General features: G+C 35.1%; 18 protein-coding genes. 14 read left to right on the top strand and 4 right to left on the bottom strand.

Annotation, left to right across the window (positions count from 1 at the left end; genetic code table 11):
• Positions 1-116 precede the first annotated feature (116 nt).
• The 8 genes from ABD745_RS10335 (at position 117) to ABD745_RS10300 (ending at position 8160) form a co-directional block, all read left to right on the top strand.
• On the top strand, positions 117-911 hold the full coding sequence (locus ABD745_RS10335; protein ID WP_259112141.1) for a thymidylate synthase: 795 nt from the start codon (positions 117-119) through the stop codon (positions 909-911).
• Positions 912-956: 45 nt separating this feature from the next.
• Positions 957-1199, top strand: a complete 243-nt coding sequence (locus ABD745_RS10330; RefSeq protein WP_344828944.1) for a hypothetical protein — start codon at positions 957-959, stop codon at positions 1197-1199.
• Positions 1196-1504: a type II toxin-antitoxin system RelE/ParE family toxin gene (locus ABD745_RS10325; RefSeq protein WP_344828942.1), complete on the top strand. Its 309-nt coding sequence runs from the start codon at positions 1196-1198 to the stop codon at positions 1502-1504. The genes ABD745_RS10330 and ABD745_RS10325 overlap by 4 nt, the downstream gene beginning before the upstream one ends.
• 80 nt (positions 1505-1584) lie before the next feature.
• Positions 1585-2904: a serine hydrolase domain-containing protein gene (locus ABD745_RS10320; protein ID WP_344828941.1), complete on the top strand. Its 1320-nt coding sequence runs from the start codon at positions 1585-1587 to the stop codon at positions 2902-2904.
• Positions 2905-2908: 4 nt separating this feature from the next.
• A complete protein-coding gene (locus tag ABD745_RS10315; protein ID WP_344828939.1) occupies positions 2909-3139 on the top strand; it encodes a hypothetical protein in 231 nt (76 codons plus the stop codon).
• Positions 3139-5652, top strand: a complete 2514-nt coding sequence (locus tag ABD745_RS10310; RefSeq protein ID WP_344828937.1) for a M1 family metallopeptidase — start codon at positions 3139-3141, stop codon at positions 5650-5652. Before ABD745_RS10315 ends, ABD745_RS10310 begins: the two co-directional genes overlap by 1 nt.
• A gap of 174 nt (positions 5653-5826) precedes the next feature.
• Positions 5827-6660, top strand: a complete 834-nt coding sequence (locus ABD745_RS10305; protein ID WP_344828935.1) for a T9SS type A sorting domain-containing protein — start codon at positions 5827-5829, stop codon at positions 6658-6660.
• Between the two features lie 171 nt (positions 6661-6831).
• Positions 6832-8160, top strand: a complete 1329-nt coding sequence (locus tag ABD745_RS10300) for a hydroxymethylglutaryl-CoA synthase family protein (RefSeq protein WP_344828933.1) — start codon at positions 6832-6834, stop codon at positions 8158-8160.
• Positions 8161-8207: 47 nt separating this feature from the next.
• On the opposite strand, the gene ABD745_RS10295 is transcribed toward ABD745_RS10300, so the two are convergent.
• Positions 8208-9131 carry an AraC family transcriptional regulator gene (locus ABD745_RS10295; RefSeq protein ID WP_344828931.1) on the bottom strand — a complete coding sequence of 308 codons (924 nt, stop codon included), beginning with the start codon at positions 9129-9131 and terminating at the stop codon, positions 8208-8210.
• 181 nt (positions 9132-9312) lie between these two features.
• Between ABD745_RS10295 and ABD745_RS10290 the strand changes: the two genes are divergently transcribed.
• From ABD745_RS10290 to ABD745_RS10280, 3 genes are all read left to right on the top strand, one after another.
• A complete protein-coding gene (locus tag ABD745_RS10290; RefSeq protein WP_344828929.1) occupies positions 9313-10842 on the top strand; it encodes an aldehyde dehydrogenase family protein in 1530 nt (509 codons plus the stop codon).
• Between the two features lie 222 nt (positions 10843-11064).
• Positions 11065-12102, top strand: coding sequence for an alcohol dehydrogenase AdhP (gene adhP / locus ABD745_RS10285; protein WP_047397783.1), 1038 nt, complete (start codon positions 11065-11067; stop codon positions 12100-12102).
• Between the two features lie 276 nt (positions 12103-12378).
• Positions 12379-12762, top strand: coding sequence for a DUF779 domain-containing protein (locus ABD745_RS10280; RefSeq protein WP_344828926.1), 384 nt, complete (start codon positions 12379-12381; stop codon positions 12760-12762).
• A gap of 113 nt (positions 12763-12875) precedes the next feature.
• Here ABD745_RS10280 and ABD745_RS10275 read toward each other — a convergent pair whose 3' ends face one another.
• A complete protein-coding gene (locus ABD745_RS10275) occupies positions 12876-14075 on the bottom strand; it encodes a dicarboxylate/amino acid:cation symporter (protein WP_344828924.1) in 1200 nt (399 codons plus the stop codon).
• Between the two features lie 93 nt (positions 14076-14168).
• Between ABD745_RS10275 and ABD745_RS10270 the strand changes: the two genes are divergently transcribed.
• The 3 genes from ABD745_RS10270 to ABD745_RS10260 all read left to right on the top strand — a co-directional run bounded on the left by ABD745_RS10270 (position 14169) and on the right by ABD745_RS10260 (position 16049).
• Entirely contained in the window at positions 14169-15086 is a 918-nt protein-coding gene (locus ABD745_RS10270; RefSeq protein ID WP_344828922.1) for a DnaJ C-terminal domain-containing protein, read from the top strand.
• A 3-nt stretch (positions 15087-15089) separates the two neighbouring features.
• On the top strand, positions 15090-15392 hold the full coding sequence (locus ABD745_RS10265; protein WP_344828920.1) for a chaperone modulator CbpM: 303 nt from the start codon (positions 15090-15092) through the stop codon (positions 15390-15392).
• Positions 15393-15521: 129 nt separating this feature from the next.
• Positions 15522-16049: a YcxB family protein gene (locus ABD745_RS10260; RefSeq protein WP_344828918.1), complete on the top strand. Its 528-nt coding sequence runs from the start codon at positions 15522-15524 to the stop codon at positions 16047-16049.
• A 55-nt stretch (positions 16050-16104) separates the two neighbouring features.
• Here the strand turns inward: ABD745_RS10260 and ABD745_RS10255 are convergent, their stop codons facing one another.
• A complete protein-coding gene (locus ABD745_RS10255) occupies positions 16105-17088 on the bottom strand; it encodes a PLP-dependent cysteine synthase family protein (RefSeq protein WP_344828916.1) in 984 nt (327 codons plus the stop codon).
• A 423-nt stretch (positions 17089-17511) separates the two neighbouring features.
• Complete coding sequence (locus ABD745_RS10250) at positions 17512-18741, bottom strand: ABC transporter permease (protein ID WP_344828914.1); 1230 nt, start codon at positions 18739-18741, stop codon at positions 17512-17514.
• Position 18742 lies beyond the last annotated feature (1 nt).

Below are 18742 nucleotides of genomic sequence, written 5' to 3'. Positions count from 1 at the left end.
CTTTTTTCTATCGTTACAGATTTTTATTTTCCAATTATAAAAGAACTTTTTTCAATTAAAAATCCTTTATTTTGCAAAAAATCAACAGCGGTTTTTAACGATAAAATTTCAAGGAGATGCAAAATTACTTAGACCTTTTACAACATATTTTAGATAACGGAACAGACAAAACCGACAGAACGGGAACGGGAACAAGAAGTGTTTTCGGATATCAGCTGAGGTATGATCTGTCGAAAGGTTTTCCTTTGGTAACGACAAAAAAGGTGCATCTGAAATCTATTATTTATGAATTGCTTTGGTTTTTAAAAGGTGATACGAATATTAAATATTTAAAAGACAACGGCGTTTCAATCTGGGACGAATGGGCGAATGAAAACGGAGATTTAGGTCCGGTTTACGGAGCTCAATGGAGAAGCTGGAACGGTGCAGACGGAAAAGTTGTTGATCAGATAACTGAAGTTATCGACCAGATCAAAAAAAATCCGGATTCCAGAAGATTGATCGTCTCTGCATGGAACGTTGCGGAAATTCCGAATATGGCTTTAGCGCCTTGTCATGCGTTATTCCAGTTTTATGTGGCGGATGGAAAATTGTCGCTTCAATTGTACCAGAGAAGCGCGGATGTTTTCTTGGGAGTTCCTTTTAATATTGCGAGTTATGCATTGTTATTGATGATGGTTGCGCAGGTTTGTGATCTGGAAGTTGGAGATTATGTTCACAGTTTTGGTGATGTTCATATCTATAATAATCATTTTGAGCAGGTGAATAAGCAATTGTCCAGAGAAACGAGACCGCTTCCGACTATGAAATTAAACCCTGAAATTAAAGATATTTTTGGTTTTGATTTTGAAGATTTTACATTGGAAAATTATGATCCGCATCCGGGAATTAAAGCACCTGTTGCGATTTAATTTTTTTGTAATAATTTCATTAACTTTGATTTAAATACAGAAATTATGGAAATTAAAATCAGTTTAGACGAATATGCAGATGTTCCTTTCATCAAGAAACTTTTGTCGCAAATAAAAGGCATTACAAATATTGAAGTTTCTGAAAATGATAAAACATATTCTTGGGAAGAAATTGAAAATTCAGAATATTTTGCAAAAGTGATGGAGCAAAGTGAGAATGATTACAAGAACGGGAAAACTCAGGAACTGACGGATGATTTATTGAATGAAATATTTAATAAAAAATGAAAATAACAATTTCAGAAACCGCGAGAATATCGTTGGATGAAATTATAGATTTTCTAAAAGCTAAATGGACTACAAAAGAAATTGCTGTTTTAGAGAATGACATTAAAAAATTCAGACAGACAATAATTGATGGTATTGTAAAACATCCGTCTATTGAAAAATTTCCAAGTGTAAAGTATGTGCTTGTTGGAAAGAGGCAAATTAAATTGATTTATGAAATCAAGACAGACGAGATTGTTATTAAATTATTTTGGCATTGTAAACAGAATCCGGAAAAATTAAAAAATATTCTTAACAAAAAATAAATTAAAAAGTGAAGCTCAAAACTTCACTTTTTTTGTAACATCTCCCGAAATTTTTCAACTTATTCGTTAAATCTCAGAATATGTTTAAAAAGTTACTTCTTCTCTCTACGATCAGCGTTTCGAGTGTTGCATTTTCTCAGCAAAATGTAAAAGAAAAACTCGGAAATTACTTTGATTCCCTGTTTGTACACCATAAAGTGATGGGAAGTTTTGCCATTGCAGAAGACAATCGGCCGACTTTCATTAAAGTGGTTGGATTTTCGGATGTCGAGAAAAAGCAAAAAGCAAACGTAGAAACTCAATATCGAATTGGTTCAATCAGTAAGACGTTTACAGCGGTTTTGATTATGAAAGCTGTGGAAGAGAGAAAGATTTCTTTAGACAAAAAACTTTCAGATTTCTATCCTGAAATTCCCAATGCAAATAAAATCACTATTGAAAATTTGCTGCAGCACAGAACTGGAATTCATAATTTAACCAATGAGGCAGAATATTGGCAATACAATACGAAACCTCAGACAGAAAGCAGCTTAGTCAATATTATTAAAAAATATAATAGCGATTTTGAGCCCGGTTCAAAACATGAATACAGTAATTCAAACTATATTTTACTAGGTTTTATTCTTGAAAAAATCTACAAAAAATCTTATGCTGAATTACTTAAAGCTAAAATTGCAAAACCTTTAAAATTAACTTTAACGGAAGTCGGAGGCAAAATTGACACCTCAAAAAATCAGGCAAAATCTTACCAATATACCAACGGAAAATATGAAGTTTCATCTGAAACGGACATGAGTATTCCGATTGGTGCGGGAAATATTATCTCAACGCCAAGAGATCTTTTGAGCTTTATTCTTGGAGTAGAACAGGGAAAATTAATCAAGAAAGAAAGTCTGGAAAAGATGAAAAACTTTATTGATAATTATGGGTATGGATTGGTGAAAGTTCCATTCGATACATATTGGGGATTTGGTCATACAGGCGGAATTGATAAATTCGGTTCGGCGTTGTTTTATTTCCCTGATTTGAAAGTTGCGGTAGCTTTCAGTACGGATCAATCGGATATGGATACCAATGAAATTTCTATTAAAATGGTTGAAACTGCAATAGGAAAAGATTTTGAAATGCCAAGTTTCAAAACACTTGAAGTTCCGGAAAATGAGCTTCAGAAGTATGTAGGAACATATTCCAGTAAAGATATCCCTTTAAAAATCAATATCTTTATCAAGGATAAAAAACTGATGGCGCAGGCAACCGGGCAAGGTGCATTTCCTTTGGAAGCAACTTCGAATACAAGATTTAAATTTGATACAGCAGGAATTGTTGTTGAGTTTTTTGCAGCAAAAAATCAGTTTATAATCATTCAGGGAGGAACAAAAAACACCTTTACAAAAGAATAATACAATGAAATACTTAAAAATCAATACCGAAGAAACTACCGATCTTGAAGCGTTGAAAAATGCAATTCTTCAGATGAAAGGGGTGGAATCTATAGAAATTATCGACGACGAAAATCCTGAAAGTGAACTGAAAAAAGCTTTTAATAAAACAAAAGAACAGTTTAAAAAAGGCGATTATGAAACGGTAGTCAATGATATTTTTGACATTTTAACAAAAAACAATTCAAAAAAATAATGAACAAAGCCATTTTATCGATTGCTATTTTGGGTGGGATTTTATTTTCCGCAAATGTAGCAGCACAAACCGAAACTTCAGGAAGAGAAAAGGTTTACAGAGCCACTCATACGAAAGTAACGGAACTAAAACATACGAAGCTTAAAGTAAATTTCGATTATCAGAAGGAACAGATGAACGGAGAAGAATGGCTTACTGCTGCTCCTTTTTTCTATCCTACGAACGAATTGACGCTTGATGCAAAAGGAATGTTGATTCATGAAGTAGCTTTAGATATCAATGGTAAAAAATCTCCTTTAAAATACGATTATAAGGATGATGTATTGAAAATTACTTTAGATAAGACATATCAGAAAAATCAGGATTATACGGTTTACATCAAATATACGTCTCGTCCTAACGAAGTGAAACAGCAGGGAAGTGCCGCCATTAATGATGCAAAAGGTCTGTATTTTATTAATGCTCAGGGAAAAGATCCGGATATGCCGACTCAGATCTGGACGCAGGGTGAAACAGAATCTTCTTCTGCCTGGTTCCCGACAATTGATAAATCCAATCAAAAAACGACTCAGGAAATTTACATGACGGTTCCTGATAAATATGTGACGCTTTCCAACGGCTTATTAAAAGATTCTCAAAAAGAAGCTAATGGTTTGAGAACAGATCATTGGGTGATGGATAAAAGGCACTCAACCTATCTTTTCTTCATGGGAATAGGTGAGTATGCCATTGTAAAAGACAAATGGAGAAATATTCCTGTTGATTATTATATCGAAAAAGAATACGAACCATATGCAAAACAGATCTACGGAAATACTCCGGAAATGATCGAGTTTTTCTCCAAAAAATTAGGTTACGACTATCCTTGGGCAAAATATGCACAGATTTCAGGAAGAGATTACGTGAGTGGTGCGATGGAAAATACGACGGCAACGCTTCACGGAAGTGATATTTTACAAAAACCGGGACAATTAATTGACGAAAATACTTGGGAAGATACCATCGCTCACGAATTATTCCACCAATGGTTTGGAGATCTGGTAACGGCAGAAAGCTGGAGTAACCTTACTGTAAATGAATCTTTTGCCAACTATTCCGAATACCTTTGGAACGAATACAAATACGGAAAAGATCAGGCAGATTATCATCAGATGAAAGATGTGAATAATTATATTCATAATCCCGGTGATTTTAAGAAAGATTTAGTGAGATTCGATTATGATTCCCGCGAAGATGTTTTTGATTTGGTAACTTACCAAAAAGGAGGAGGAATTCTTCATATGTTGAGAAATTATCTTGGTGACGATGCTTTCTTCGCCGGATTGAATGATTATCTGAAAACGTATGAATATCAAAACGGAGAAGCTCATCAGTTAAGATTATCATTCGAAAAAGTTTCAGGAAAAGACTTGAATTGGTTCTTTAATCAATGGTATTTTGGAAGCGGAAACCCTAAAATTAAATATTCTTATACTTTCGAACCTGTTAAAAAACAAGTTGCTGTTACAATTGAGCAATCTCAGGATCAGCCATTCCAGTTTCCTTTGGCAATCGATGTTTATGACAACGGAAAACCGAAAAGATATAATGTCTGGGTAAATGCAGAAGCAAAAAATACGTTCAATTTTGATGTTTCTAAAAATGCAGACTTAGTAAATATCAATGCAGACGGAATTCTGGTTGCAGATATTACCGATACAAAAACTCCTGAGCAGTATTTAATGCAGTTTACAGGTTCTAAGGAATTCAAAAGCAGATATAATGCTTTGAACGGAATTAAAGATCAGGTGGGTAAAAATCCTGCAGCAACAAAATTATTGGCAGCAGCGTTGAAAGATCCATACTTCAGAACGAAAATCAAGGCTTTACAGTTAATGGATTTGTCAAATCCGGAACAATTCAAAGCGTTAGGTTCAGATGTTGAAAAGCTGGCGTCAAATGATCCAAAAACATTGGTTCAGGCAGCCGCAATTTCAGCTTTAGCAAAAACAAAGGATAAGAAATATCTTCCGATTTTTGAAAAAGGAGTGAGTGCAGTTTCAAATGCCGTAAAAGGAAGTTCTGTAAGTGCAATTATTGAAATTGATCCTTCAAGAGCGAATACTTTAGCTGATAAAATTGATCTGGAAGGCGCTCCGGAAAATTTATTGAGTAAGTTGTTACCAATTATCGTTAAAAATAAAGTGACTTCTCAAATGTCGAATATTGCTCAGATTGCTGCGTTTTATCCTTTCATTAAATTCCAGAATCCGGAATTAGGGAAAGCGGCAGAAGAAGGATACAACTGGATCATGAGTTCTGACAACCTGAAAGCAACAGAAAGTATTACAAAAATGGTGAGCCAGGCAAAAGGGCAAATGGGAGATAATCCACAGGTGAAAATGATGATAAGCCAAATGCTGAAAGATGGTTTGAGTAAGAAAATGGAGGTTTTGAAACAAAACCCTCAAAGTGCTGCAAGTATTAATAAACAGATCGATGCAATTAATAAAGCGATAGAAGATTTTAAATAATTGTAGCTCAAAATAATTTATTGAAAAATATGATAACCGTTATTTTTATAGCGGTTATTTTTATTGCTTAAACGATTTTTGTTGAATTTTATTCATTATATTTAAAAAATATTTGATTTATTTGTTTTTATATTTTAATTTTGTTATCAAATTAATATTTTAAATTAACTGCTAATGAAAACAAATTTACTTTTTGAAAAAATGAAAAATCGTTATTTTTTTTCGATTATCGCAATTTTTTCTGTAATGGGAATGAAAGCCCAGGTTTCAACCTTTCCATGGACGGAAACTTTTGAGGATAACTCTCCCACAAGATCGAGTTGGACACAAATATTTGAAACCAATAACATGAACTGGACTTTTTCGTCAAGCGCAACCACAGGAAGTGTAGGTATTTCGGCTGTTGCAGGAACAAAATTTGCTAATTTTCCATCAAATTCTTCTACTGCAGACAAAACAAAACTGGTAAGTCCCCCATTGAATACATCCGGACTTTCTTCCCCTAAACTGAGTTTCTATCTCATCAATCCACAATTAAACGGAAATGCAAACTGGGTGAGAATTTATTACCGCTTTTCTGCAACAGATCCCTGGAACATGATGATGGGTTTCCAGCCGCCTTTCGCTTCATGGTATTTTTTTGCAAATATTGGGTTTCCGCCTAACGTCTATCAGATTGCTATCGAATGTGAAAATGCTCAGGGATATTCTACATTGGTTGATAATTTTACGATCAGTAATGATGTTTTAAGTGTTAATGATGTTTTAAATCCTGCAAAATCATCAGTTAAATATTATCCAAATCCTGTGAAAGATGTATTACATTATACAAGTAAAGAAAAAGTACAGGAAATAACTGTCTATGATGCAGCCGGTAAAATAGTCCAATCTCACAAAGCGAATTCAGATCAGGGAAAAATAGATGTTTCTGCCCTGAATAACGGAATGTACATCATTTCCGGCAAAACTGAAAAAGGAACAGAAACATTTAAAGTGATTAAGAACTAAAAGCCTTTTGTCTAGATTTTTCTTTCAATTAATAATTTACACCAAGGTATCTCTTTACGAGGTACCTTTTTTGATTGCATCAACATAATATAAAAAATTGTAAAAATTTGGTAAAAATCATATATGATTAAACGTTTACATTTTTTAAATTCGTATTAAAATTAAAATAATATGACTTTTGGAATTGAAGCAGCGAGCTTTTATGTACCTTCATTATACTTGGAAATTAAGGATTTAGCAGAAAAAAGAGGTATTGAGCCTGCAAAACTGGAAAAAGGTTTGGGATTGCATAAAATGGGATTTCCTGATGTACATGAAGATGCCGCAACTTTTGCAGCAGAAGTTTTGTTAAAACTGGTTAAAGATTATAAACTCAATCCAAAAGAAATTTCAAGGATTTATCTGGGAACGGAAAGTGCGCTCGATGCAGCAAAACCCACGGCTTCTTATGCTATGCAGATGGTTGAGAAAGTTTTGGAAGCAGAATTTGGTGAAAGATGTTTCAAAAACTGTGATGTTGTAGATCTTACTTTTGCATGTATCGGAGCAGTTGATGGGCTTCACAATTCGTTGGATTTTGTAAGAGTAAATCCTGATAAAAAAGCGGTTGTCATTGCAAGTGATTATGCAAAATACGAACTGGCTTCTTCAGGTGAATATACGCAAGGCGGTGGAGCAGTAGCTGTTTTGGTTTCTTCAAAACCCGACTTGATTGAAATTGAAAACAATTGGGGGATTGCTACAGAAAGTGTTTTTGATTTTTTCAAACCAAGACGTCATTTCAAAAAAGAAAATTTAACAGATGCTCCTGAAAATTTCCCTGAAAAAATTGAAGTTTTTACGGATGAACCGGTTTTTGACGGACAATATTCCAACCAATGTTATCAGGACAGAATTAAGGAAGCGTACAATCACTATAAAGAAATTACAGGAAAAAACAAGCCTTACGAAGCTTGGAAATATCTTATTTTCCACCTTCCGTATGCTTTTCATGGGAAAAGGGTTTTCACGGAAATTTATAGCTTAGAAAACGGACTTTCTTATGAAACTCCTGAAGAGCAAAAATCAGTGGCAAAATCTGAAGATTACATCCAATTTATTAATGATAAAATTGAAAAATCACAAAGAGCATCTTCCGAAATCGGAAATATGTACACCGCTTCGATTTTTATGGCATTACTTTCTGCATTACAGACTTCTTTTAATGAAAATGAAGAGTTAGCTGGACAGGAAATCGGATTTTTAGGTTACGGAAGCGGTTCAAAATCAAAAGTTTTTGCAGGAAAAGTTTCAGAAAACTGGAAAAATGTGGTGGAAAAATGGAACCTATTTGAAGGTTTAAAAAACAGAAAGGCAATTGATTTTAATACCTACGAAAAACTGCACAGAAAACAATTGGAAAATTCTGTCAATGAAAATTATAAAGGTTTTGGATTAAAGTATGTAGAATTGGAAAATCCTGTTTTAAAAGGAGCAAGATATTATGAGCATAAAGGATGATTAATTCAGTAATAAATTTTAAAACATCTCAATTTGAGGTGTTTTTTTTATTCCAAAAACAAAACTTTATCCTGATAACTTTTCGGAGTCACTCCAACCAATTGCTTAAACACCCTCGTAAAGTAATTAGTATCAGAAAAACCTGTCTGATAAGCCGTTTCTTTAATGCTGTTCTGGCTTGCCAGAAGCTCTTTTGCTTTATTAATTCTTTCCTGCAAAATAAATTCATTCGGAGAAGTCCCCAACTCATCTTTAAACATTTTAAAGAAATTAGATTTACTTACATACGCCAGCTTAGCAATACTGTCAATCGACAATTTTTGATGAATATTTTTTTTAATATAATCTACGGCAAAACCAATTCTGGATTTATTTTTAGCAATATTTTTTTCCATCATACCTCTTGCCTGGGTCTGCATCAGTCGGATTAAAAGCTCTTTCAACGCAAAATCTGCCATAATATCTTTTTGAGAATTATCATCCATCGCGATTCTCATGATGTTGTTGGTAGCAGAAGCTAAAGATTTGTTATTAAAAAGAAAGAATTCATTCAATTCAATATTCCATTGTGAGGTTTCGTCAACTTTTGGAAGATGATAATTTAAATGACTTAAAGAATTTTCAATAAATTCAGGATTCAGGCTTAGAGAAATGCATTGTGAAGGAGTTTCATCGGCTTCAGGAAAATCAATGATCATCGTTTCTCCAGGCGAGACCAAAACACTTTCTCCCGGATAATAATCGAAGTAATTGGTTTTATTATCCAGTTTCATGTGCTTTTTCCCGCGAAGCATTGCGGTAAATGCAATCGTTTCAAAATGCAGTTTTACGTCGAAAGCAGCCTTGTGCGTTTCATATATGCTAAATTCACAATTGTTTAGATTGAATTTTGTCTGATTTTCAATTAGGCTCAAAAGCTGATTTTCCTTCTTTAATTCAGGAGTATTTAATAAAAATTTATTATTATTCATTTCTAAACATTTTTTGTTGCCTGTATACTCAAATATAGAAAATAATCGACTTATATAACTGTTAATGAAATGATAAAATTAGCGGTCTGCACGATTTTGATGTTTTTTTATACGATTGTGCTATACGAATATTACAGGTAAGTGTAATTTGGCTTTAGATAAAAATTAAAATTATACTACAATGAGCACTTCAACACAACAACAATCAGAGACATTATTACAGTGGCCTGAATTCAAAAAAAGATACGATAATTATATTGACGGAAAATTTACAGCACCGGTTAACGGGCAGTATTTTGATGTAGTTTCTCCGGTTGACGGGAAAAATTTCACACAGGCAGCACATTCTTCAAAAGAAGATTTGGAATTGGCGGTTAACGCAGCTGAAAAAGCATTCCAGACCTGGAAAAACACTTCATCTACGGAAAGAAGTATCATTCTAAACAAAATTGCCGACAGAATCGAACAAAACCTTGAATACATTGCAACAGTTGAAACTATTGATAATGGAAAAGCGGTAAGAGAAACTTTAGCAGCAGATATTCCTTTGGCAATCGACCATTTCAGATATTTTGCATCAGTGATAAGAGCAGAAGAAGGTTCGCACAATGAATTGGATAAAGATACTGTTTCATTAATTGTTCATGAACCACTTGGAGTTATCGCTCAGATTATTCCCTGGAACTTCCCGATTTTAATGGCAGTTTGGAAATTAGCTCCGGCTTTGGCAGCAGGAAATTGCGTGGTTTTAAAACCGGCGGAAAGTACTCCGATTTCTATTATGGTTTTAATGGAATTGATTGGGGATTTGCTTCCTGACGGAGTGGTAAACATCGTGAATGGTTTTGGCGCAGAATTAGGAAGAGCGTTGGTTACCAATCCAAAAGTTAATAAAGCAGCATTTACAGGTTCCACGGCTACTGGTCGTTTGGTAATGCAGTATGCAACAGAAAATATTATTCCTGTGACGCTGGAATTGGGAGGAAAATCTCCAAACGTTTTCTTCAGTTCGGTAATGGATGCGGATGATGCGTTTTTAGATAAAGCTATCGAAGGTGCAGTTCTTTTTGCTTTAAATCAAGGTGAAATCTGTACTTGTCCGTCAAGATTATTGGTTCAGGAAGATATTGCAGATGCTTTTATCGAAAAAGTAATAGAAAGAGTAAAAGCTATCAAAGTAGGAAATCCTTTGGATAAAACTGTGATGATGGGAGCTCAGGCTTCTCAGATTCAAAAAGATAAAATCCTTTCCTACATCAAGTTAGGAAAAGAAGAAGGAGCAGAAGTGCTTGTCGGAGGTGAGGTAAACAACGTTGGAGAAGGTCTTGAAAACGGATATTACATCCAGCCAACGATCTTCAAAGGAAACAACAGAATGAGAATCTTCCAGGAAGAAATTTTCGGACCTGTGCTGGCTTTCACGACTTTCAAAGACGAAGAAGAAGGTGTCAAAATCGCAAATGATACGATTTATGGACTTGGAGCTGGAGTTTGGACGAGAGATGCCCATCAGTTATACAATGTTCCGCGTCAGATTCAGGCGGGTAGAGTTTGGGTGAATCAATATCACTCTTACCCTGCAGGAGCACCTTTCGGAGGTTACAAACAGTCGGGAATCGGTCGTGAAAATCATAAAATGATGTTGGATCATTACCGCCAGACAAAAAACATGTTGATTTCTTACAACAAAAACAAACTAGGTTTCTTTTAATTTTTAAATATTAGGGCGTGCCCGTTTGCCTCAGCTTAGGCCGGGGCAAAACGGTCGGGCTATCCAGGGCTCCACTTCGTTTCGGTGCTCCGCACTCTCGTTTTTCAAACGAGACCCTTCCTATCCCTCACGCGTACAACCATTAGTCCTTATCTGAACTATTTCGGGTAAGAAGAAATCTTATTATAAAATTAAAAACTAAACTAACTCAAAAATCAAATTATGATTCCAAAAACAATGAAAGCTGCAGTTGTTCAAGGCTATGGACAACCTTTAAAAATCGAAGAAGTTCCCGTAAAAGTACCCGGAAGATATGAAGTACTGGTAAAAGTGATCGCTTGCGGAGTCTGTCACACCGACTTACATGCTGTTGACGGAGACTGGCCTGTAAAGCCAAAAATGCCACTAATTCCCGGACATGAAGGAGTAGGTATTGTGGTAGCTTGTGGTCCTGAGGCGAAGGTAAAAGAAGGTGACGCGGTTGGAGTTCCGTGGCTGTATTCGGCTTGCGGATGCTGCGATTATTGTATAACGGGTTGGGAAACGCTTTGTGAAGCTCAGAAAAACGGAGGTTATAGTGTTGACGGAGGTTTCGCAGAATATGTGATTGCAGATTCAAGATATGTAGGACATTTAAAATCTAATGTCAACTTTTTAGAAATTGCACCGATTCTTTGTGCAGGAGTAACCGTTTACAAAGGGTTAAAAGAGACCGAAACAAAACCGGGAGAATGGGTTGCTATTTCAGGTATCGGAGGATTGGGACACGTTGCCGTTCAGTATGCAAAGGCAATGGGAATGCACGTTGCGGCAATTGATGTTTCTGATGATAAATTGGAATTAGCCAAAAAATTAGGAGCAGATCTGGTGGTCAATGCAAAAAACACAGATCCTGGAGAATATCTGCATAAGGAAGTCGGCGGAATGCACGGCGCATTGATCACGGCTGTTTCTCCAATTGCTTTCAAACAGGGAATTGATGTCTTAAGAAGAAAAGGAACAATTGCTTTAAACGGTCTTCCTCCAGGTTCTTTCGAGTTACCGATTTTTGAAACGGTTTTGAAAAGAATCACCGTAAGAGGTTCTATTGTAGGAACACGAAAAGACCTTCAGGAAGCTTTGGATTTCGCAAATGAAGGTTTGGTAAAAGCAACCGTAACTGCTGCAAAATTAGAAGATATCAATGAGGTTTTCGACAAAATGAAAGCCGGACAGATCGACGGCAGAATCGTTCTCGATATCGCAGGAAGTGCAGGCTAAATTATATTGAGTTTTTATGAGTTCGGCGAAATGAAATTTCACCGAACTTTTGTAGCTTTACTAAAGATGATTGCGAGGAGCGAAGCGACGAAGCAATCATCTTTAGTAAAGCAAGTAATTCCGCGTTTTTGTCATTCCGTAGGAATCTAGGCGCAATTATTAAAATGCGTTATAATCTTTACTTAGATTCCTACGGAATGACAAAAATGCTATTAAAGATTAATAGACATTCTATAAACTTAAAAATTAGAATAATCCAACACAAAAACAAAGAAAATGGAAACCAAAATATCCAGAGTATCCGTCACAGAAAAAGCTTTAGAAGTGATTTGGGAACTCGAAAAAAAACATGGAGATCTGATGTTTTATCAGGCAGGAGGATGTTGTGAAGGAACTCAGCCACAATGTTTTGAAAAAGGCGGTTTCTATCCAAGAATGAATGATGCCATGATCGGAACAATCAACAAGCACGAATTTTGGATCGACCGCGATTTGTTCGAATACTGGAAATATTCGCATTTTACATTGGATGTTGTCGACGGCTTTGGTCCGGGAGGATTTTCTTTGGAAACGCCTTTAGGAAAAACATTTAAAGTAATTTATAAGCTTTTCACTCCTGAAGAACTTGAAAATTTAGAACCTGTAAAACGAAGTGAATAAAAATATAGTCAATCATTTATTAAAATCAATCAGAGCCACAAAGTGGCGACATAAAATAGCATAGGGTGAAGCCCTGTGAGAATTAATATTGAAAATTTGTGTTTAAAATAGAATCAAACTTTTACAAACCGATTCACAAACATCGAAGCCACTAATTGTCCCACCGCATTCAGAACCGTTGCCAGGGGATCAACCAAAGTTCCGATAATCATTACTGCCGGAATCGCTTCCTGTGGTAATTTGTAAACCGAAATCATCAGCATTTCCCCAATATATCCACCATTCGGAATTCCTCCCGCAACAATACTCACAAAAACAGTAATTCCTAACGCTAAAAGTAAATTCATCGGATCAAAAAAATCTCTTCCGATAATTAAAAAAGCAACATAAATTTTAATAATGGATGACATCGACGAGCCATTTTTATGCAAAGTCGTTCCGATCGGAATCACAATATTCGAAATCTGACTTGGAATGCCGATTTTTGATGCAGCCTGTAAATTGGCGGGCATCGTTGCAAAACTGCTGCAGGTGCTTAAAGCTGTTAAGGTTGGATAAATGGCATTTGTCCAGAAACTTTTTACTCCATTTTGACCTTTAGCAATAAATGCATACAATGAAAAGAATACAAGGAAATAAACAATTCCTGCAATATAATACAATCCCAAAGGTTTGGCATAAAATCCAAAAAGCTGAGGTCCTAAAGTCGCCACCTGATACGCGAAATAAGCGCCTAAACCAATCGGTGCTGCTTTCATGATTAATAAAAGCAATTCTTTCATCACTTCATACCCGGAAGCGATAAATGCTCTGAAAGCCTGTCCTTTTTCTCCTGCTTTTCGGGCTGAAAATCCTGTCATGAAAGCAAAAATTAAAAGAGCGAGCATGTTTTGTCTTGAGAAAAGCTGTGTAAATTCTCCAACGGTAAAAAATCCTACAATTCTGTTTCCCCAACTGTCACTATTGGCTGTTTCTTCAACAATTTCCTTACTTCCTGAAACTCCCGAAACCGGAAACAGATAAACCGCACAAATGGTAAAAATAGCTGCCGTTAAAATAAAAAACAGAAAGGTAAAAGCCATCGTTACCATTATTTTTCCAAACTTTGATTGCTGTTCTAGTGAGGCGATGGAATTGGAAACAGCAAAAAAGACCAAAGGAACCACACTTACAAAAAGAAGATTAAGGAAAATGTCTCCTAATGGTTTCAGATAATCAACAATATCGGGAGCAACAATTCCAATGATGCTTCCGACAGTGATTCCCAACAATAAAAGTAAGATTCCTGAGTAGTTTTTCAACACTTCTTTCATGCGTGCTTTTTAATCAAAGATAAGTTTATTTTTAACATTCCGTTATACAAATTTCAGGCATAAAATTCTTAAATTTGAGTAAACATCGTTTCTATGGCTTATATAGATTACTATAAAATTTTAGGCGTAGGCAAAAACGCAACACAGGAAGATATTAAAAAGGCTTACCGAAAAGCAGCGAGAAAATTGCATCCGGATCTTAATCCCGATGATAAAGAAGCGGAAAGAAAATTCAAAGAGCTTAATGAAGCCAATGAAGTACTCAGTAATTCGGAAAATCGGGCAAAATACGACAAGTATGGTGAACATTGGAAGCATGGCGAAGAATATGAAAAAGCTCAGCAGCAGCAAAGACAATATCAAGATCAGGGTGGAAATTTCGGAGGCGGATTTTCCGGTGCTGATTTTGGGGAAGGGGAAGATTTTTCAGATTTCTTCCAGAATATGTTTGGTGGAGCAGGAGGAGGTTTTGGCAGAAGTTCGAGAGGAAGTGCTTCGGGGAAATTTAAAGGACAGGACGTTAATGCAGAATTGAATTTAAGTTTAAAAGAAGCATCAACAACTCACCAGCAAACCTTTGATATTAATGGTAAAAAAGTAAGGATTACAATTCCTGCAGGAGTTTATGATGGACAGCAAATCAAATTAAAAGGTCACGGAAATCCGGGTTTTAATGGTGGTCCGAACGGAGATTTATACATTACCTTTAATATTGCTGTTGATCCGAATTTTGAAAGAACAGGTGATGATTTGAAAGCAAAAGTTCCGATTGATTTGTATACAGCAGTTTTAGGAGGAGATGTAAAAGTAAATACTTTGGATGGAAGTGTAAATCTTAAAGTAAAACCGGAAACTCAAAACGGAACAACCGTAAGATTGAAAGGAAAAGGTTTTCCGGTCTACAAAAAAGACGGACAATTTGGAGATTTGTTTGTGACTTATGAAGTAAAATTACCGACAAATTTGACTGAAAAGCAGAAAGAACTTTTTGAACAACTTAAAAATTCCTAAGCCATGAGTGAAAAAATATCGCGAGAAGAGCTCGTAAAAATATACAATATTGAAGTCACTTTTTTTGATGAATTGGTAGATTCCGGGTTGCTGAATATTCAGACGGAAAATGAAATCCGTTATCTGATGTATGAAGATTTACCAATATTTGAGAGGTTTACAAACTGGCATTATGACTTGGAAATCAATCTTCCCGGTTTGGAAGTTATTCATGAAATGCTTAAAAAAATGGAAGACTTAAAAAAGAAAAACCGTGAATTGCTGGGTAAACTTTCGGCAATCAGTAATAAATATGAGGATGTTTAATAGTTTATGGTTGATTGGTGAATGGGAGTCCCGAAGGGACGACTTAGATCAGGGTAAGATGCAATCCTATCAAAAATAAATGTGAAATCTAAATTTTTCATTTAGCTTTGCATCCAGAAATTACTAATTATGAGTGAAGAAAAGGTTATTGTTTTAAAACCGAAAAGACAGGATTTCGAGGAAATATATTTTAGTGGAAATCAGGCAAGTTTGTTTTTGTCACCGACAACGAGAGGAAAAACCGTTACGACAATTGTTGTTGGTTTGATTTTATTGATTCTGTTTTTCTTTAAAGATGATTTTACCAAAGAGAAATTTGGGATTTTCTACTTTGTGAGTTTTTTGTTTTTGCTTTGTGCTGTTTTTCTTTCAGTCAGTATTAATAAAGTTTCGCGGTGGAAGAAACAGGTTAACAGTTATTTAATAAAGCTTGAAAACTGCAAAATCTACGAAATCACTTTTGATAATAATTTCTTCACGGTAAATATCGACGGCGAAAAAGAAACCAGCGAATGGAAAGATTTTAAATATTTCGACAGTAGTGAAAAATATCTGGCTCTGGAAGGAAAATACAGTTATATGTTTCCAAAAAAATCGATGAACGAGAAAGATTACAGCTTATTGAAACAAGTCTTAAAGAAAAATATCAAAGAATAAAATAAAAAAACTCAGAGCAAACACTCTGAGTTTTATTTTTATAATGAAAAGCTGATTAATCCAACCAACCCATTTCTTTCATCCACTCATCATTGTAGATCTTCCCAACGTATCTCGAACCGTGATCGTGAAGAAGCACAACAATAATATCATCTTTCGTGAACTGATCTTTCATCTGAACCAAAGAAGCAATCGCACTTCCCGCAGAATATCCGCAGAAAATTCCTTCTTCTTTAGCTAATTTTCTTGCATAAACAGCTCCGTCTTTATCCGTAACTTTTTCAAAATGATCAATCACAGACATATCATAATTTTCAGGAAGAATATCTTCACCAATACCTTCTGTGATATAAGTGTAAGCATTTCCTAAATTGATTTCTCCCGTTTCGTGAATCTCTTTTAAGATAGAACCATAAGTATCAACACCGATTACTTTAATATCAGGATTTTTTTCTTTAAAGAAAGTTCCGCAACCTGTAATCGTACCTCCCGTTCCGGCTCCAACTACGAAGTGAGTCAGTTTTCCTTCTGTCTGTTCCCAGATTTCAGGAGCCGTAGACTCATAATGAGCCGCTCTGTTTGATAAATTATCATATTGATTTACGTACCATCCGTTTTCCGTTTCCTTTGCCAATCTCTTTGAAACTGAGTAGTAAGAACGCGGATCTGTAGGTTTTACGTCTGTCGGACAAACGATTACTTCAGCTCCAACAGCACGAAGGATGTCACATTTTTCTTTAGATTGTTTAGCATTCGTCACAAAAATACATTTGTAACCTTTGATGATCGCTGCAAGAGCCAATCCCATTCCTGTATTTCCGGAAGTTCCTTCGATAATCGTGCCTCCGGGTTTTAATCTTCCGTCTTTTTCTGCGTCTTCAATCATTTTAAGAGCCATTCTGTCTTTCACAGAATTTCCCGGATTGAAGGTTTCAACCTTGGCCAAAACCAATGCCGGAAAATCTTCACCTAAAACTTTATTAAGCTTTACCAATGGTGTATTTCCGATGGTTTCAAGGATGTTTTGTGCGTATTTCATAAATGTTTTTTATATGCGGCGTAAAGATACAGCTTTCAAATAATTAATAATTAAAAATGAAGAATTAATAATATTTTCTCAATTTCAAACTCTCCAATGCTCTTACATTCCAACTTAATAAAGAGCTATTTCCCGCTTTCCGTTGCAATCTTTTTTTTCAAAAAAGGATTTTCACTGCAATCGGGGCTAGGATTTTGTCGTCATCAGAACATTTGTCATTACAAGTAAAGCAATAAGATAATTTAAAAAGGATCATCAGCTTTTTTGTCATTCCGTAGGAATCTAAGCCGTTAAAATTAACAAGAAAAGTTGCCTGGATTCCTACGGAATGACAAACTTGGTGAATATTTAATTTGTTGAAAATATATGTGGAATTGTAGAAATTTCCAATCAACAATCAACCATTTTCAATCAATTATTCCGTTAATTATATTTAATCGCCTTTACCGGAGAAATCTTACTGATCAAATAACTCGGAACAATCAAAGCCAATCCGGAAATAAATAAAATTCCTACAGAAATAGAAATAATCGCAATCGGATTCAGGTCTACAGGAACAGTGCTTACATAATAATTTTCAGGATTTAGTTTGATAATTCCAAAAAACTTCTGAACTAAAATCAAACCAAGACCAATTGCATTTCCATACAAAAGCCCGGGAATCATAATAATCAAAGTATAATTAATGAAGGTTGCCCTGATCTGAGAATTACTTGCTCCCAAAGTTTTCAACAAACCGATAGAATTCGTTCTTTCAATAATTAAAATAAGAAGAACCATAATAATATTGATGACAACAACAATGAGCATGATGATGATAATCAATGCAATATTAGTATCAAAAATACTGATCCAGTCGGTAATTTGAGGAAATTTTTCGGTAGCTTTTTCTGCGTAATTTTTGTACCCGATCAGTTTTTCGATTTCTGGAAAATCACTGTCGATATCATTCACATTTTTAAAGAAAATATCAATTCCGCCTATTTCATCAGGTTTCATATCCTGAATTTTTCTTACATGATTGATATCTCCGATAACGAATTGATCATCAATCATTTTGATGTCAGTTTTATAAATTCCCACAACTTCAAATTTTCTGTAAATCGGTTGTTGGTCAGTTTTAGAAAATACAGTAACAATGCTGTCTTTTACCTTTAAATGCAGGTCACTGGCAATTTTTTGAGAAATAGTAACGCCGTTATTGTAGCCTTTTTCTGTTATTTTTGGCGTTGTTCCTGCAATCAGAAATTTTTGAAATCTCAGGCTGTCAAAATCTTTTCCAACCCCTTTAAAAATAATTCCTGCGAAATTATGTTCGTTACGCATAATTCCTGTCACCATCGCATATTTCTGAACCGTTTCAACATCCGGAATTTCCTGTATTTTTTTTACATTTAATCCCTGATTATCAAGAACGGAAGTATTATAAGAAGAATTTGATCTTGTGGATTTTACGGTAATATGTCCGCTGAAATCCGCCAGTCTTTCTTTAATAGCCTTTTTGGAACCAAATCCTGTGGAAACGGTAATCAAAGAAACAATAATTCCCAACGCCACGGAAAGTCTGCCGATGAAGATGATAACCCTTGAAAGGTTATTTTTGTTATCTTTGGAAAACGCTATTTTTCTAGAGAAATATAAAGGAAATTTCAAA

Source organism: Chryseobacterium ginsenosidimutans, from assembly GCF_039536845.1.
Classification (GTDB): Bacteria; Bacteroidota; Bacteroidia; order Flavobacteriales; family Weeksellaceae; genus Chryseobacterium; species Chryseobacterium ginsenosidimutans_B.
This window is presented reverse-complemented; position numbering and strand designations above follow the sequence as displayed.

Bases quoted from the DNA above. Each gene is read 5' to 3' on its own strand.
- ABD745_RS10315 (WP_344828939.1), top strand. From the start codon at position 2,909: ATGAAATACTTAAAAATCAATACCGAAGAAACTACCGATCTTGAAGCG.
- ABD745_RS10265 (WP_344828920.1), top strand. From the start codon at position 15,090: ATGAGTGAAAAAATATCGCGAGAAGAGCTCGTAAAAATATACAATATT.
- ABD745_RS10295 (WP_344828931.1), bottom strand. From the start codon at position 9,131: ATGAATAATAATAAATTTTTATTAAATACTCCTGAATTAAAGAAGGAA.
- ABD745_RS10305 (WP_344828935.1), top strand. From the start codon at position 5,827: ATGAAAACAAATTTACTTTTTGAAAAAATGAAAAATCGTTATTTTTTT.
- ABD745_RS10260 (WP_344828918.1), top strand. From the start codon at position 15,522: ATGAGTGAAGAAAAGGTTATTGTTTTAAAACCGAAAAGACAGGATTTC.
- ABD745_RS10330 (WP_344828944.1), top strand. From the start codon at position 957: ATGGAAATTAAAATCAGTTTAGACGAATATGCAGATGTTCCTTTCATC.
- ABD745_RS10320 (WP_344828941.1), top strand. From the start codon at position 1,585: ATGTTTAAAAAGTTACTTCTTCTCTCTACGATCAGCGTTTCGAGTGTT.
- ABD745_RS10255 (WP_344828916.1), bottom strand. From the start codon at position 17,088: ATGAAATACGCACAAAACATCCTTGAAACCATCGGAAATACACCATTG.
- ABD745_RS10310 (WP_344828937.1), top strand. From the start codon at position 3,139: ATGAACAAAGCCATTTTATCGATTGCTATTTTGGGTGGGATTTTATTT.
- adhP (WP_047397783.1), top strand. From the start codon at position 11,065: ATGATTCCAAAAACAATGAAAGCTGCAGTTGTTCAAGGCTATGGACAA.
- ABD745_RS10290 (WP_344828929.1), top strand. From the start codon at position 9,313: ATGAGCACTTCAACACAACAACAATCAGAGACATTATTACAGTGGCCT.
- ABD745_RS10280 (WP_344828926.1), top strand. From the start codon at position 12,379: ATGGAAACCAAAATATCCAGAGTATCCGTCACAGAAAAAGCTTTAGAA.
- ABD745_RS10300 (WP_344828933.1), top strand. From the start codon at position 6,832: ATGACTTTTGGAATTGAAGCAGCGAGCTTTTATGTACCTTCATTATAC.
- ABD745_RS10275 (WP_344828924.1), bottom strand. From the start codon at position 14,075: ATGAAAGAAGTGTTGAAAAACTACTCAGGAATCTTACTTTTATTGTTG.
- ABD745_RS10325 (WP_344828942.1), top strand. From the start codon at position 1,196: ATGAAAATAACAATTTCAGAAACCGCGAGAATATCGTTGGATGAAATT.
- ABD745_RS10335 (WP_259112141.1), top strand. From the start codon at position 117: ATGCAAAATTACTTAGACCTTTTACAACATATTTTAGATAACGGAACA.
- ABD745_RS10270 (WP_344828922.1), top strand. From the start codon at position 14,169: ATGGCTTATATAGATTACTATAAAATTTTAGGCGTAGGCAAAAACGCA.